Here is a 16449-nt window from a genome sequence, read left to right as displayed (position 1 = left end):
CCTAAACTCCATAACATTGAATTCTAGGCAAAGCTTTGTTCAAGCCAATCAAGCTGCTCTTGAGTGCGCTGCTGAATTTTGCCTTGAGTTTTTTTAATTTCTTGTTCATGATGTCGCAAGATTTGATAAATTTCATTAGCTAAGGTAGCTCCACCTATTACCCATAAAGCAGGATTAATTGCTACTAATGCTGCTCCTACAGCAGGTACAGAATATGCTACTGCCACTATAGGGACAGCTGCTATACCTCCAACTGCACTAGCTACAGCAACTTCTTTGCCTGTTTCAATAACCGCCTCTTCTAAATTAATTTCTCCTCGTTTCATGCGCAAAGAATATTTTAAAGCAGCAGGAGGAAGCTTTACCGCTGCTGCAAATGCTGCGGCTTTAGGTGCTGCTTTTAAACCTGCTTTAATTCCTCCACCAATATTTTTCAGCGCATTCTCAAACTTTAATTCTGCTAGCTCGCTGGGAGTCATATTTTCCTTTCCACGAGCGCGATTCAAACTTTTATCCTCCCAGTGTAAGTTACTCGGATTGTCACTACCTCCATTCGCAAAGGATTTTACGTGACTAGCATCTTTACCACGAAGATACTCTAAGACATTCATGGCTGCTGAACCAGCATCAGCACCCGTTCTAGAGGAATCAGGTATCTTTTCTAAAAGTTGCTGCATCGCTTGTGGGCTATGAACGCCACTACGTAAACCTGAGTATTTTAAGCGGTTAAAAGCTTCGGGTGCATATATCGCAAGCTCCTCTAAACTTATGGCGTATACTTTAACTGCTGCTGCTGCGACAAATGATCCTGGTGCAAACGCAGACTTTTTGTTAAATTGCTTTACTTCTTTCTTTTTGTAGAAATTAGGATCGAATTTAGCCATTTTATTTCTTGTTATTTGTAGTCGTAAAATATTCTTAGTATATGCAATAATTCAAGTGTAGTGAATGATGGATACAGCTAGGTAATCAGAAATCACTTGCCAAATGTGATAGTTGATTGGCAAAAGCCATCAATAACTAATACTTCTTTAATTCTTATTTCTCTCATTTCTCTAAGCGACCAATTTCAACAAATTTCATGCGCCATTTCTAATTTCGCTATCTTTCCCCAACTGCTTCTACTCTAAACAGCTATGCCCACAAACCAAGAATATTCGGAGGTTTATCGTGACTTGGGGATTAGCTTACTAGCTATCATTTGATTTGATTGTAGAGGTTGATAATTTTGGCGATCACTTCATCGATAGTGAGATTATCAGTGATTAGTTCAATTGCATCATCTGCTTTTTTGAGTGGTGCGATCGCTCTATTACTATCCTGCTCATCTCGTTGTTGAATATCTTGAGTAAGCTGTTGCAAATCGATATCGTTTCGTCCTTGGTTTTGCAGATCTTGCAATCTTCGTCTGGCTCTCTCTGCAGCTGAAGCAGTTAAAAAGATTTTTAATTCGGCATTAGGAAACACATTAGTGCCAATATCTCGACCTTCAGCAATGATGCCTCCTTTTTCTCCCCATTGCTGCTGCATTTCTACTAATTTTTGACGCACAGCAGCTTGAGCAGCGATCGCCGATACGTTAGCAGTAACTTCTGGAGTGCGAATAGCGTTGGTTACTTCCCGATCATCAATGTAAACGATAGTAGGTAGATCAAATGCTGTGGGGGAAGTTAATTCCAGGCTGACATTTTTGATTAAGTTAGCGATCGCTTCGTGATTATCTATAGCAATATTAGATTCCATTACTAACCAAGTTACCGCCCGATACATGGCACCTGTATCTAAATAGAGTAAACCCAGTTGATGTGCCACGCGGCGAGTAACTGTAGATTTTCCTGCCCCTGCTGGACCATCAATAGCTACGATGGGCTGACGTTTTTGCAACACAATATTATCTATGAGACGAGTAGAACCAACATAAGCTGCGATCGCTAGTAATCCAGCATCTTTAATCTGCTCTAGGGGCTGGAGAGTATTAGGATCAACTAACTCAACATATTGAATTGTAACCCCTGCAACGGGACTTAATTTCTCTTTGACTAAATCTATTAGAACTTTAGCTTCTAACTTCCCTTGATTAAAAGCTGTTGCTGCTTGTTGTAAACTGCGATAGATTTGGGCAGCATCTTCTTTTTCCCTTGCTGTTAGATACTGATTGCGAGAGCTTAATGCTAAACCCGATGTTTCTCTAATAATGGGACAAGCAACAATTTTTACAGGAATATTTAAGTCGGCTACCAAACGACGAATAATTGCTAGCTGTTGAGCATCTTTTTGTCCAAAATAAGCGCGATCGGGCTGAAGGATATTCAATAGTTTGGTAACAATAGTAGCAACCCCTGTAAAGTGACCAGGGCGAAATTTACCACACAATACATCTGTCATATTTTGAGGAGGAATCACAGAAGTATTATCGTCTAGGGATGTGGTATCTCCACTACTATTCATTTCCTGATTTTCAGGGGCAAAGACCAGATCGACTCCTAATTTCTGACATAGCTCAAGGTCTTGCTGTAGTTGACGAGGATACTGAGCTAAATCTTCTGTGGGAGTAAATTGTAGGGGATTTACAAAGATGCTGACAATTACGAAATTATTTTCGGCGCTCGCTCGTTTGATTAAACTCAAATGCCCCTGATGAAAAGCTCCCATAGTAGGTACTAAACCGACTTGGCATTGCTGTTTCTGACGATGAATCGCGATCTGAGAGCGTAATTCTCGAATTGTTTTTAACAAAAGCACCATAATCGGTTCGTATCCTGCAAATGTTTAGTTTAAAGTTAGTCGATTTCTCATTTTAAATGAGCTTGCTACCTAAAAACTAAACATTGCTTACCAAGGTTTTTTATCTTCCTAAAATAGTTACCTCGACTGGAGCAACTCCAGAGCTAATCATACCTAAGGATTGTGCGGCAGCAGCAGATACATCAATAACTCTTCCTTGGGCATAGGGACCACGATCATTAATCCTGAGGACAACAGAGCGGCCATTATTGAGATTTCTCACTTTTACTCTCGTGCCAAAGCCTAAACTAGGATGGGCAGCGGTCAAAGCGTTTTGATTATATACTTCTCCACTAGCAGTGAGGCGACCATGGAATCCAGGACCATACCAAGATGCCTGCCCACCAAAAACATTAGCGATTATGGTTTGCTCACGGAGCGGAATTGTCTGCTCTGAGATTTTCAAACTCTTGTTATCGGAAACTTGGTTGGGAACTGCTTCCGCTTTTGAAGCAACTCCACCGATATTAATTAAAATACCTAAAAGAGCTGATAAAACTAGAAAATTTTGATTTTTAAGGTAGTTAATCATCATTTTTTTGATCCTCACACTTTATTTCGACAAAAATGTCAAACGTATTTCATTTTTGTCAATGCCAATCTTAAGTTTGACAAAGTTAATTTGCAAATTGTACAAATACCTAAATCAATCTTAAAGTTTCGATAAACTTCGTCAAACAAATATACAAAATACTAGTTATTACAACTTTTTAATGTCATAAAAATCAGTAAAATGTTCTGGTGATTAGTGATTAACCAGAACTAAAATTCAATAATCATAGACAGACAAAGAAGTCTTTGATAGGTAAAGTTATCAGGAAATTGTAGAGATTGCGGTTAAGAGCAAATCAAGTTTGTTTGAGCCAATTTCTTAAACAACATCACTCACACTATATTTAGTAGTTATTTTGACTTAAGCAAAAATACTCATGGACTATAAAGAAGCTGGTGTTGATGTCGAAGCGGGGCGCTCCTTTGTCACTCAAATTCGTCAAGAAGTTGAAAGTACTAACAGACCAGAAGTTTTGGGAGGATTAGGAGGATTTGGTGGCTTTTTTCAGATGCCATCAGGTTATCAAGAACCAGTTTTAGTCTCTGGTACGGATGGAGTTGGCACCAAACTAAAAATTGCTCAGGAATTAGATTGCCACGATACAGTAGGCATCGATCTAGTAGCAATGTGTGTTAACGATATTTTGACTTCTGGGGCTGAACCTCTATTTTTTCTAGATTATTTAGCAACAGGAAAACTTAATTCAGAACAACTGAGTAAGGTCGTTAAAGGTATTGCTCAAGGCTGCCGTTTAAGCGGCTGCGCTCTTCTAGGAGGAGAAACCGCAGAGATGCCTGGTTTTTATCAACTAGGGGAATACGATTTGGCGGGATTTTGTGTGGGAGTAGTCGAAAAGACTAAACTTCTGGATGGTTCAAGAGTGCAGGTAGGAGACGTGGCAATTGGTCTTGCTAGCTCAGGGATTCACAGCAATGGCTTTAGTTTAGTAAGGAAGATTATTGAGCAAGGAGATTTTTCCTGGTCAGACACTCCCGATATTTTGAATGGGAAGAGTTTGGGTGCAGAATTGATTACGCCAACTCAAATTTACGTCAAACCAATTTTAGAGTTTCTGGCAACGGAAATAGAAGTTCACAGTATGGCTCATATTACTGGAGGGGGTTTACCAGAAAACCTCCCCCGTTGTTTAAATCAAGGTCAATCAATAGAAATTGATCTAGATAGTTGGACTATTCCACCAATTTTTCGTTGGTTAGCTGAAGCAGGAAAAGTGCAACAGGAAGCAATGTTTAATACTTTCAATATGGGTATCGGCTTTGTCGTAATCGTACCTGCTACTCAAGCAGAGTTAGCTCTCAAATGGTTTCAAGATAAAAATATTGCTAGCTATCAAATTGGTAATGTAGTTACCAGCTCCGAAGGCAGCTAAAGTCAAGTATTGTCTTAAGGAATTAGTTTGTTAGTAAGAGCTACTGCACCACTAATAATTTTGGCTAATGCGGAGGGGGCCTCTAAGGGTAAATTATGTCCACCAGAAACCACTACTTTAGTAGCATTAGGCATGGCTTCCTGCTGTTTGTTTAAGTCTTCGGCACGGTTAAAGTTACTCTTGTCACCATAAACAAGAGTGATTGGTACTGTGATTTTTTTCAACAGATTTAAATAACGAGATCGCCCGATTCCATTTAAGCTAATACCCGCCCTAGTACGCAACAGAGGCTCCCAACGCCATCTCACCCCACCCTGACAAGGTTCAGTGATTCTTTCTGCAAGTAACATCGCTAAGGATTTAGAAATTGCTGGAGTCGCTTGGCGTAAACGTTCGGCTGCTGCTTCCACATCAGGAAATACGGGATGTTCAGGAGGAGCAGCGATATAATTCAACTGGTTAGTTAAGGTGGTAGTAGGATCTTCCTCTTCGCTAGCAGTCGGCAGAATAGTTTCAACTAAGACGATATTTTTGATTCTCTGAGGTCTAATGGTAGCAAAAATAGCCCCTAATACTGACCCTAAGGAATGCCCTACCAAGATAAAAGCTTTACCTGCTAAGTTCTCGACAATAGCATCAATATCTCCTAAGAAATCGATTAGATTATAAGAACTACTTTTATCGACGCGATCGCTTCTACCGTGTCCTCGCAAATCGGGTGCAATTACTCGATAACCTTTCTGTGCCAAGCGGATAGCCACTTCTGACCAGGCTGCTCCCTGCTCTAGAATGCCATGTAAACAGAGCACAATCGGTCCTTCTTCTGGACCCCAGGTACAGAGACAAATTCTTAAACCTCTGATATTGAGCAAAGTTTCCTGCATCGGTAACTCTGCCACCTCCGCAGTAGCTTCTTGGGGTAGTTCATATTGCAAATTACGAGCAATTTGTTGTGTATAGCTATTCAATGTGGAAGGAAGTTCAATTTCTCGCCAAGCTTCTCCGAGCTGGGCATTAATTTGCTGATGATTACGGAAGTTCGGATCGCCCAAAGACATCGCCTTATTATTCACACCATCGGTCATGCGATCGCCCTGATAGGGAGTCAACATTGCCTGGTCAAAGGGAATTTCTAAAAAGTCACAAATACTGGTCATTATCTCTTGGGGTTTGCTTACCAGGTCTTCGTAATAAACCAAATGATATCGCTCAGGAGAAACTTGCTGCGCAAAATCGAGTATGTTTTGGTTGCTGTCCTTCCAAATTAATTCTGCTAGCTGATAGGGATCGGAATTACCAGAGCTGATGAGCTTATCCATTCGCATCCGGGCAAAAGATTCAATTACGGCATAGGGATGGCGTACCAAATGGATATATTTGGCATTATTAAACATAACCTCAGCTCTTTCGAGAGTTTGGCGCTTGCTGGCATAAGTAGGAGACTTATCGACTAATAGGCGATCGCCTGCTAGCTGTTGCAGCATTTGATAAACTTCAGCAATGGAAAGGTCTTCTTCAATCAAACTGGCAACTAGTTGTTGACTTGCTTCAGCATCAATACCTTTGAGTGTCATCAATGCTCTTTTGAGACCTTCTCCTAGTTGAGAGATCCCTAATTCTTGTTCCCGCTCAGACATCGTTGTAAATGGCAACAAGTGTAATTCTGGGGGAGAAGATAATTGAGGATGTCCTGCTAGCATGACTCGTAATAAGGTAGAGCCTGAACGAGGACTAGAGAGAATGAAAGCAGCGGGAGGCAATTTGTCTCTTAAGACCTCAAGCTTTGGTTTAGGATTAGCTCCAGAATGTTTTTTGACTGTTTTTTGGTGAGTTTTAGCAAATTCCACTGCCAAATATTCTGCTAAACCACTAATTTGAGGATGTTCATAAAATTCTCTAGGATAGAGAATCAACTGCAAATCAGTTTTTAACTGGTTAATGGCTTCCATTACCATCAAGGAATCCATGCCAATATCCAAAAGACTGTCATTAATGGAGAGTTTTTCCGGAGATATCTGTAGAATTTTAGCGATCGCCTCTTGTAAATAGCGAGTTAAATAAGCGGGTCGTTTTTCTGGCTTTGTAGCGAGTAATTCAGTCAAAATCTGATTTTCAGCTTGAGCCTCGGACTCCTTACTCATCCCTGGTTCGTCAATTAATTGCGCAAAATAATTGGATTGACGCAGAAAAGGGAACTTCTGACTTAACTGTTGCCAATCGGCACTCATGACACCTACTTGAGTTAATTCACTAGTGATTAACTGTTCAAAAGCGCTTAATCCCGTCTCAGGTTTAATTAAATCTAATCCTTGGAGCTTAAATCCCTGTTTTACCGCCATGCCACTTTCTCCCCAAGCACCCCAATTGATACTTAATGCCGGTAAATTAAGACTACGACGATAACGAGCGATCGCATCTAATCCCGTATTAGCCACACCATAATTACTTTGTCCTGGGGAACCGATCAGAGAAGCGACGGAAGAAAACAAGACAAAAAAGTCTAAAGAGATATCTTTAGTTGCCCGATGCAAATTCCAAGCTCCAGCAACTTTAGGTGCGATCGCTCTCTCAAATTTGCTCCAAGTTTGTCTCTGTAATAAACCGTCATCTAAGACCCCTGCGGCATGAATTATCCCCTTGATAGGAGATGGGGAGATGGGGAGATGAGGAGATGGGGAGACTGAAGAAGAATTGAGCTGAACTTTTAGATTCTGACTTCTGACTACATGGGGCAAACCGAATCGCCTTTGTGACTCCTGACTTCTGATATGCGAAGCGGTATCCTTTAGGACTCCTGACTCCTGACTTCTGACAATATTTTTTAATACGTCATAATCGGTGATATCAACCTGAATGACATTGACGTTAACGCCTTGTTGTTCTAGCTTGTTTATTTCTTGTTGAGCATATTCTGAAGGTTTACTTCTACCTAAAAGTAAGAGATTTTTTGCTCCCTTATTGGCGAGCCATTGAGCGATTTTCAAGCCCAATGAACCTAATCCACCTGTAATTAAATAAGAATTTTCTGCTGCCAATTCTAAAGTCTCAACTGGATTTAAAGGTGCAGTTTTTTGAAGACGAGGAACGTAAACTTCATCCTGGCGAATGGCGACACGATCTTCTTGATTCTGAGCGGCAATTATCCCCAGCAAACGTTCCGCTTCCTTGGCATCAGGTTCCTTAGCCAAATCAACAATTCCGCCCCAATATTCAGGATGTTCGATGGCGATCGCATTAGCCAATCCCCAGATACAGCTTGAAGCAACTGCACTACTATCCAAACTATTATCAATCTCTTGGTATCCTCTGGTGGCAAACCAGATTGGCGTATTTACAGAGTTTTGATATAAAGCTTGAACTATATTTAAGACGTTAGTACAGTGTTGTTGTTGATAGTTGTTGATTTCTGTAATAGTTGGCTCAGGAGTATTATCTAAACCTGTTAAATAAATAATTCCTGCTAGTTCTGGGTGTTGTTTAAATAACTGAGTAAGTTGGTCAAGATTTACATGGCGATTAGCTTTGCTAGCCTTGGGATTGCTATATAAATCGCCATATAAAATGACATTTTGTTGGTGTTGCTCTAAGGTAGATGCTATTTGCGCTCCCAATCCATTAGCATCAGCAAAAATGAGCCAAGGTTTACTATTTTTGTACTTTACAGATTTAGTATTTAATTTCTCTTGCTCAACTTGCCACTCTATTTGATAAAAATCAGGTTGTTTAGACTCTGATTTGTTGGCAGATGGTAAAAACACTTCAACTTTACTGTTAATAGACTTAGTGTTTCTAGTTAACCAGTAGCTTTGTCTTTGAAAAGGATAAGTGGGTAAAGCTAGCTTCTGTCTGTTGTAACCTTGGTCAAAACCATGCCAATCAATCGCTACCCCTCGTGTATATAAACAGCCCAAACTTTGTAAAACTTGCTGCCAATCTTTTTTTCTAGGACGTAAGCTGGGCAACCATTCAATCTTGGTTTGATTCGGTTGCTTGTTATCAGTTGCTAATGCCGAACGTCCCATGCCTAATAGAATAGGTTTAGAGCCAATTTCTAAAAAGATTTGACAGTTTTCTCGCTGTAAAGTTTGTATGCCGTCAGCAAAGCGTACGGGGGCAACTACATGATTTACCCAATAGGTAGGGTTAGAAATTTCTGTTGTTGCTATATGACCGGTAACATTGGAAATGACTTTAATTTGGGGCAGGTTATAACTAACTGACTCTGCAACCTGACTAAATTCTGCCAAAATAGGATTCATTAACGGCGAATGAAAAGCATGAGAAACCGTTAATTGTTTGCTCTTAATCCCCTGAAGATCAAACTTACTAATTACTTCTTCTACCGCGATTTTGGCTCCCGAAATCACAATACTTTGCGGGCTGTTTATGGCTGCGATCGCTAATTGCTCGCCAAACGGTTCAATTACAGATGTAATAGTAGCTTCATTAGCAAATACCGCATACATTTCCCCTTCATGGGATAAATTCTGCATCAATTTACCTCTTGTCGCCACTAGTTTTAGGCCATCAGCTAAACTAAATACTCCTGCAACGGTAGCAGCCACATACTCTCCTACACTATGACCAATTAAGGCTGCTGGTTTGACACCCCAATCGAGCCACATTTGGGCTAGGGCATATTCCAAAGCGAAGATTGCTGGCTGGGTATAAACAGTCTTATTGAGAAGAGATGAGGGATGAGGGATAAGGGATGAGGAATCAGGATAAAGGACGTGGAGGAGAGGTTCATCTAGATATGATTCTAGGATCTCTGCACACTGGTCAATTGCCTTTTTAAAGACAGGTTGGGTTTGATACAGTTGATAACCCATGTTCACATATTGTGAGCCTTGCCCTGTAAACAAAAAGGCTATTTGATTATTGCTATCTTGGATAGTTTCTCCATTAACAATACTTGCGTTTAGTTTTCCCGTGGTCAAGTCAGCTAGGTGTGACTGAAGTTGGGCAGGGGAATCAACTGCGATCGCCAGACGATGATTAAAATGAATACGTCCAGTGTTAGCGGTATGGCAAATATCGGCTAAGTTTACTGCTGAGTTATCTTGCAAATAGTTTTTATATCTCAAAACTAAATCCGCTAATGCAGCTTCGCTTTTTGCGGACAAGGTTAACAGGTGTAAAGGGCGTTCAGGTATTTTTGTTCTCTTCCCATTACCCGATTCCCCTAAGTCCCTCTTGTTCTTAGGCAAACCAGTCGCTTCCCCTACTACTAAGTGGGCATTAGTGCCACCAAAACCAAAGGAGCTAACTCCAGCATATTTATTTTTATCTAAGGTTTGCCAGGGCTGTAATTGATTGGGTATAGAAATTCCTGAATCTGATAAATCTATGAGGGGATTGAGCTGCTTAAAGTGCAAATTAGGGGGAATTGCTTGATGCTCAAGACAGAGAACAGTTTTGATCAATCCAGCAATACCTGCTGCTGCTTCTAAATGCCCAATATTGGTTTTAAGGGAACCTAAATAACAAGATTGAGATTGATCGCTTTCTTGGTCTAGTATAGCCTTAAGGGAATTGACTTCAATCGGGTCGCCCAAAGATGTCCCAGTGCCATGAGATTCAATATAGCTAATCTCTGCGGCAGTAAGATTAGCATTAGCTAGTGCCTGACGAATTACGGCTTGTTGTGCCAGTCCATTAGGTGCAGTTAAACCATTACTTTTCCCATCTTGATTGATAGCCGAGCCTTTAATTACCGCTAAAATGCGATCGCCATCTTGTTGAGCATCCTCCAATCGTTTGAGAATCACTACCCCACAACCTTCTCCCCTTACATAACCATCGGCAGCAGCATCAAAAGTTTTGCAGCGTCCATCCTCCGCCATCATTCCTGCTAAGGAGAAAGTTCGAGTCAATTCGGGTGATAACATCAAATTAACTCCACCAGCGATCGCCTGGTCACATTCCCCTGTTTTCAGACTTTGACTAGCTAGGTGAACTGCCACCAGAGAGGAAGAACAAGCGGTATCTACAGCCAGAGAAGGTCCTTTAAGGTCTAATAGATAGGAAAGGCGATTAGCAGCGATACTATGGGCATTTCCCGTTCCTGCATAAGCATCAACATCTACCCCATAGTGAAATCTCAATTGGGAATAGTCGCTACTACTCATGCCAATAAAGACACCAGTGTTACTCCCTGCTAAATTATCATTGGCGATCGCCGCATTCTCCAAAGCAGACCAGCTAACTTCTAACAAGAGTCTTTGTTGGGGATCAATGCTTTGAGCTTCCCGAGGAGTGATCCCAAAAAACTGAGGGTCAAATTGATCGACGTTTTCAATGAATCCACCCCAACTCTCTTCTTGCCAGCGATCGCTCTTGGTAATTGCGTCTTTACCGTCTCGTAATAATTGCCAGAATTGCTCAGGATTGTTGCCCCCAGGGAAACGACATCCAATACCAATGATGGCAATGTCTGACTGTGCGTTAGGTTTCAGCTTTTGGGTTTTGGGTGTTGAGGTGTGAGATTGACTATCTGCTAAATATGCAGCAAGTTCGGCGATATTGGGATAGTCGTAAACGATAGTGGGTGATAGTTTAATATCCAGCCAGTCTTCTAAATCAGCGGAAAGACTAATAGCATCAACAGAATTTAAACCTGAACTAGCAAAAGGTTCATTGATCTCTATTTCTGAAGTAGATATTCCCAAACGCCGGGCTAGATTCTCCACTAGCCAGCTTTGGATAAGATGCTGTTTTTCATTCAATTGTGGATGGGAAAAGACCGCTTTGTCTTGAGCAATGACTTCTGACTTCTGATTTCTCACTTCTGCCTTATATTCCCCAACAGTATTTAAACTGCCATTCAAATATCCTGCTTTACAGGCATGACGCTGAATTTTACCACTAGAAGTTTTGGGAATACTACCTGTTTTTAGCAATACTATGGCGTGGGTTTGCAGTTCATGGTTTTGAGAAATCGCTTTTCTGACAGCTTTAGTAACCTCTTCAACATTGAGTTTACGCAGATGAGTCCGCTTGATTTCTGAAGTAATAACCAGTTCTTCTTTTCCTGCTACTTCTAGGGCGAAAGCTGCTAAGTTACCTGCTCGAATAGCCTCATGGGCATTATCTACAGTTAGTTCAATGTCTTGAGGATAATAATTGCGTCCGCGAATAATGATTAAATCTTTTAAACGCCCAGTAACAAACAGTTCTCCGCTCTGTAAAAATCCTAAATCGCCAGTGCGAAGCCACCCAGCTTCTTTAGTATCAGCTAAGACAGCATTAAAGCAAGAGCTAGTTAATTCAGGTCGATTCCAATAACCTTGAGCTACACTATCACTTTTTGCCCAAATCTCACCGACTTCTCCCTCTGAACATTGAGTTTGGGTTTCAGGATTAGCAATTACAATACTTTGTCCTGGTATATTGCTACCACTACTAACAAGAGTAACTTTACTATCTTCATTACCTGGAGCAACGGCACGATTTTGTTCTAACTCTTTACTGTCAAAAGTAGCAGTAATCGGCTCCTTATGTTTATCTCCCCCTGTAATCATCAGGGTAGATTCTGCCATGCCATAACATGGATAAAAAGCCTGACGACGAAAACCACAGCTACGAAAATATTGACTGAAGCGTTCAATAGTTTCGGCTCTAACTGGTTCGGCTCCAGAAAAAGCCAGCTCCCAACAGCTCAGATCGAGGGTTGCTTTTTGTTCTGGGGTAATTCGCTCAACGCAGAGATCATAGGCAAAGTTAGGACCTCCGTTGGTAACTCCTTGGTAGCGAGAAATTGCTTTTAGCCAATGATACGGCCGCTGCAAGAAAGTAACGGGAGCCATCAAATACATCGACAATCCAATGTACATCGGCTGAATAATACAGCCAATTAAACCCATATCATGATAAGGAGGCAGCCAGGATACGGCGGTATGTTCCCGACTATTTTGGAAACAATAATTGATGGTGTCAGAATTAGCCAGTAAATTGCCGTGATTAACCATCACGCCTTTGGGTGTCCCTGTTGAACCACTGGTATATTGCAGAAAAGCTAAATGATCCTTAGTGATTCCTGGATGCTGCCAACCTGAAGCTATATTTAGTTCAAAGGTATCAGTGGCGATAAATTTAATTTTTTCGGTACCATGATTACTCGGTAACTTGCTGGTAATTTGCTCTTGAATTAAATTTGTAGTAAGAGCTAAACTAGCCTCAGCATCAGCAATAATTGCTAGTAGACGGTCAAGAGAACGATTGGCTCGGGGTGGATACACTGGTACAGCTACGACTCCTGCATATAAGCACCCTAAAAAAGCCGTGATAAATTCTAGCCCTGGTTGGTAAAGTAATAACGCTCTTTGTCCCTGAGCATTATCCTCCTGTAACACAGAGGCGATCGCCTTAGCTTTTTCGTCAAGTTGGTGATAGGTAAGACTATCAATCTCAGTTTCACCATCAGCTAAGAAAGTAAATGCTCTTTTGTGAGGCTGTTTACTTGCTTGTTCTTGTAATCGTTCTATTAGGGTCGTTTGCTTGCTCAATCGATTCCTCTCTTTGCCACCCACTAAGCTAGATACATTTAACTAGCTTATCCAAAAGCGAGGTATGTTTGTTACCTTCGCTAATTAATTAAAGATATCTCAGACAAAGAATAACCGATAAAGGTAGAAAAATACAGTAAAAGGTAGAAAAAGAAAGATGGATAAAATAGATGAAGTTATTACTCTTAGGGCGTTAGAGCAAGTACATATCCTAAAGTAATGATACTGTACAATGCCTTCGCCAAATCATTAAGGAGTTTCAGTGGGTTGTCTAGGGTGTACAGCGCCTAGATTAGCAACTTTGACCAAGATCTGCGCCAAAGAAATTGGGTTGGGCTTTTGCGGAAGTAATTTCAAGACCTCCTCAACGTACTTGTAGCGCCGAAAGCAAGCCTTTAGGTCCAGAAGACTGAACTCTGAGTTGTCAGCCGCGGCGGTCTCGCAATAGACGGTAGCACCAATCACTATTCACTATTCCCAAAAGAACCAGGACTTATCTCGTTAAATACGAGAAACGCTATATATTTTTATATTACTAAATCGATTCATTAGATTAAGTTTTCAGATTATTACTTTTCTATAAATTGATTATTTTCAATTTTATTATTCAAATCCAAAATAGCTATTTCTTGTGCAGAATTTTGTAACTGTAGAATATTAGTAGCTTGTTTTAATAAATAAATTGGTAAGCAAATTATGATGAGTAATTGCCAAATATCGAAGCTCCAAGCATTCAAAGTGAAACTCAGCCCATTGAGATAAAAATTCAGATATAACAGCATATAAAATAATTCATTTCCAAGAATCAAAATATCCATAAATGATTTATTGCCATAATAAAGTTTCATCAGTCCATTGGTTGCCCACTCTGATGAGTCTTTATGACTCGCTTTGCCGAGCATTCCTGTAGCGTAAATTAAATAATAATGGCTACTAATATCAAGAGCGATCGCGACAATAAAAAATAACAAATATTTGGGATACAATTGCGCCAAAATCAAACACAAACCTGCTGTAGCAGAGCGATCTGCCACCATATCTAGAGCTGCTCCAAAATTACTACTTTGGTTATAAGCACGGGCAGCACGCCCATCAAATTCATCTAAAATAAAGGCGATTGCATAAAAGCTAATACACAATTGCCAGTTACCTAAACTATGACTAATAAAGCTGATTAGATAAAAAATAAATCTGACATAGCCAATAATATTTGGAACGTATAAAAATACTTTGTTAATGGGCATATTTAAAATATTTAATCTATTAGGTAAGATGAAACTATTTCATGTTATTAATGACTAATAAAAAGACAAATCTTGTAAAGGCAAATCGTGATTCACCCTTACAATTCAATTTCGTAGGATACTAAATATTTTCTTCAATCCATCTTTTAACGGTTGATACCACTTCTCCAATGGGTATGTCTTGAGATTCTTTAGTGGCTCTTTTAACAACTTCCACTTTTCCTTCAGCCAGAGATCGCCCTGTAACTACTCGATAGGGAATACCCACTAGTTCACTATCTTTAAACTTAACCCCTGCTCGTTCTTTACGGTCATCGAGTAGAACTTCTACTCCAGCTTGTTTAAATTCCTCATATAGTTTTTCTCCCGCAGCCATTTTTTCGGCATCAGAGATGTTGGGAACTATCACGACTACGTGATAGGGTGCGATCGCTACAGGCCAAATAATACCATCCTTGTCATAAGACTGTTCTACTGCTGCCTGAGCCAATCTTGATACTCCAATACCGTAGCAACCCATCCATAAAGGTTCTGTCTTACCCTGTTCGTTAGTAAAGTTTGCCCCCATCGCTTCGGAGTATTTTGTTCCTAACTGGAAAATATGCCCCGCTTCAATACCCCGCGCACTCATCAAAGTTTGACTAGGATCGTGAATAGCGCGATCGCCTGCTTTAGCTTCTTGAATATCTACTTTTAAGTCAGGTAGCACAAAATTATCTCCCCAGTTTGCCCCGACGACATGATAGCCAACTTCATTTGCCCCAGTAACAAAGTTTTTAATATCTACTGCGGTTCGATCCACTAGACGCAGAAACTTCTTAACTACGTTTTTAGAAGCACTTATATAATCATCATCGAGATCGGGGGCGATATAACCTAGAGGAAGTGGTTTTGCCGCCCATTTCTGCTGGGCAGTAGCATCAGGTACAGTGAGAGAAATAATTGTCTTAGCTTGATACTGAGGTGCCAGTTTAGTTAGTTCGTTGGTTATTTTGACTTCATTAACATCGCGATCGCCACGAATACTAATCAAGACTAAAACTGTCATGCCATTGTCATAGACAACTTCGTATAAAACATTTTTAACGATTACCGTAGGAGAACAGTTGACTACTTCGGCGAGCTTAGCAATAGTTTCTGTATCAGGAGTAGCGAGCTTTTTGTAACTGTTAAATGGAGATTGTTCAACATCTGGTGGCAGGGAAACTGCTTTTTCAATATTTGCTGCGTAGCTGCCATCTTCGGTATAGAGAATTTCATCTTCTCCCGCTTCCGCCAAAATCATAAACTCCTGAGAACCCGAGCCGCCAATTGCTCCAGAATCTGCCTCTACAGGGCGAAACTTTAAACCACAACGAGTCATAATATTGCGATAGGCTCGATCCATTGCTTGATAAGTCTTTTTCAAACTTTCCTCATCGGGATGAAACGAATAAGCATCCTTCATAATGAATTCTCGACCGCGCATTAACCCAAAACGAGGACGAATCTCATCACGGAACTTAGTTTGGATCTGATATAGGTTCAAAGGCAATTGACGATATGAACGAATGGTTTCCCGCGCAATAGTAGTAATAATTTCTTCGTGGGTAGGTCCTAATCCCAATTCCCGCTCACCGCGATCAGTCAGGGAAAACATAATTCCTTCTGCTTTGGTATAGGTATCCCAACGTCCTGATTCTTGCCAGAGTTGTGAAGGTTGTAATTGTGGTAATAAACATTCTTGCGCCCCTGTGGCATTCATTTCTTCTCGCACAATCTGAGAAACTTTTTGCAACACTCGCCACATCAAAGGCATATAAGCATAGATACCACTACCAATACGACGAATATAGCCAGCACGAAGTAACAACTGATGGCTGGGTATTTCTGCCTCTGCCGGAGTTTCTCGCAGTGTCACAAACAGCATCTCGTTTAGTCGCATTGTTATTTCCTTGGGTAAAATTCCAGAATTTTTATTTTATCAGTCGT

At 40.6% G+C, this 16449-nt stretch carries 6 protein-coding genes and 1 pseudogene; 1 reads left to right on the top strand and 6 read right to left on the bottom strand.

Annotation, left to right across the window (positions count from 1 at the left end; genetic code table 11):
- Positions 1 to 23: 23 nt before the first annotated feature.
- The 3 genes and pseudogenes from PLEUR7319_RS0131160 to PLEUR7319_RS43745 form a co-directional block, all read right to left on the bottom strand.
- Complete coding sequence (locus PLEUR7319_RS0131160; RefSeq protein ID WP_019509164.1) at positions 24 to 884, bottom strand: hypothetical protein; 861 nt, start codon at positions 882 to 884, stop codon at positions 24 to 26.
- Positions 885 to 1197: 313 nt separating this feature from the next.
- Positions 1198 to 2745 carry a bifunctional pantoate--beta-alanine ligase/(d)CMP kinase gene (locus tag PLEUR7319_RS0131155; RefSeq protein ID WP_019509163.1) on the bottom strand — a complete coding sequence of 516 codons (1548 nt, stop codon included), beginning with the start codon at positions 2743 to 2745 and terminating at the stop codon, positions 1198 to 1200.
- A 100-nt stretch (positions 2746 to 2845) separates the two neighbouring features.
- Positions 2846 to 3127 (bottom strand): annotated as a pseudogene (locus PLEUR7319_RS43745) (septal ring lytic transglycosylase RlpA family protein); the annotation flags it as partial.
- 586 nt (positions 3128 to 3713) lie between these two features.
- On the opposite strand from PLEUR7319_RS43745, the gene purM reads away from it, so the two are divergent.
- A complete protein-coding gene (purM, locus tag PLEUR7319_RS0131145) occupies positions 3714 to 4727 on the top strand; it encodes a phosphoribosylformylglycinamidine cyclo-ligase (protein ID WP_019509161.1) in 1014 nt (337 codons plus the stop codon).
- A 14-nt stretch (positions 4728 to 4741) separates the two neighbouring features.
- Here the strand turns inward: purM and PLEUR7319_RS0131140 are convergent, their stop codons facing one another.
- From PLEUR7319_RS0131140 to proS, 3 genes are all read right to left on the bottom strand, one after another.
- A complete protein-coding gene (locus PLEUR7319_RS0131140; RefSeq protein WP_036801169.1) occupies positions 4742 to 13234 on the bottom strand; it encodes a type I polyketide synthase in 8493 nt (2830 codons plus the stop codon).
- 569 nt (positions 13235 to 13803) lie between these two features.
- Positions 13804 to 14478, bottom strand: a complete 675-nt coding sequence (locus PLEUR7319_RS38705; RefSeq protein ID WP_019509159.1) for a CDP-alcohol phosphatidyltransferase family protein — start codon at positions 14476 to 14478, stop codon at positions 13804 to 13806.
- 121 nt (positions 14479 to 14599) lie between these two features.
- On the bottom strand, positions 14600 to 16402 hold the full coding sequence (proS, locus tag PLEUR7319_RS0131130) for a proline--tRNA ligase (RefSeq protein ID WP_019509158.1): 1803 nt from the start codon (positions 16400 to 16402) through the stop codon (positions 14600 to 14602).
- Positions 16403 to 16449 lie beyond the last annotated feature (47 nt).

Origin of the sequence: Pleurocapsa sp. PCC 7319 (assembly GCF_000332195.1) — a bacterium.
In the GTDB taxonomy this organism is placed as follows: Bacteria; Cyanobacteriota; Cyanobacteriia; order Cyanobacteriales; family Xenococcaceae; genus Waterburya.
This window is presented reverse-complemented; position numbering and strand designations above follow the sequence as displayed.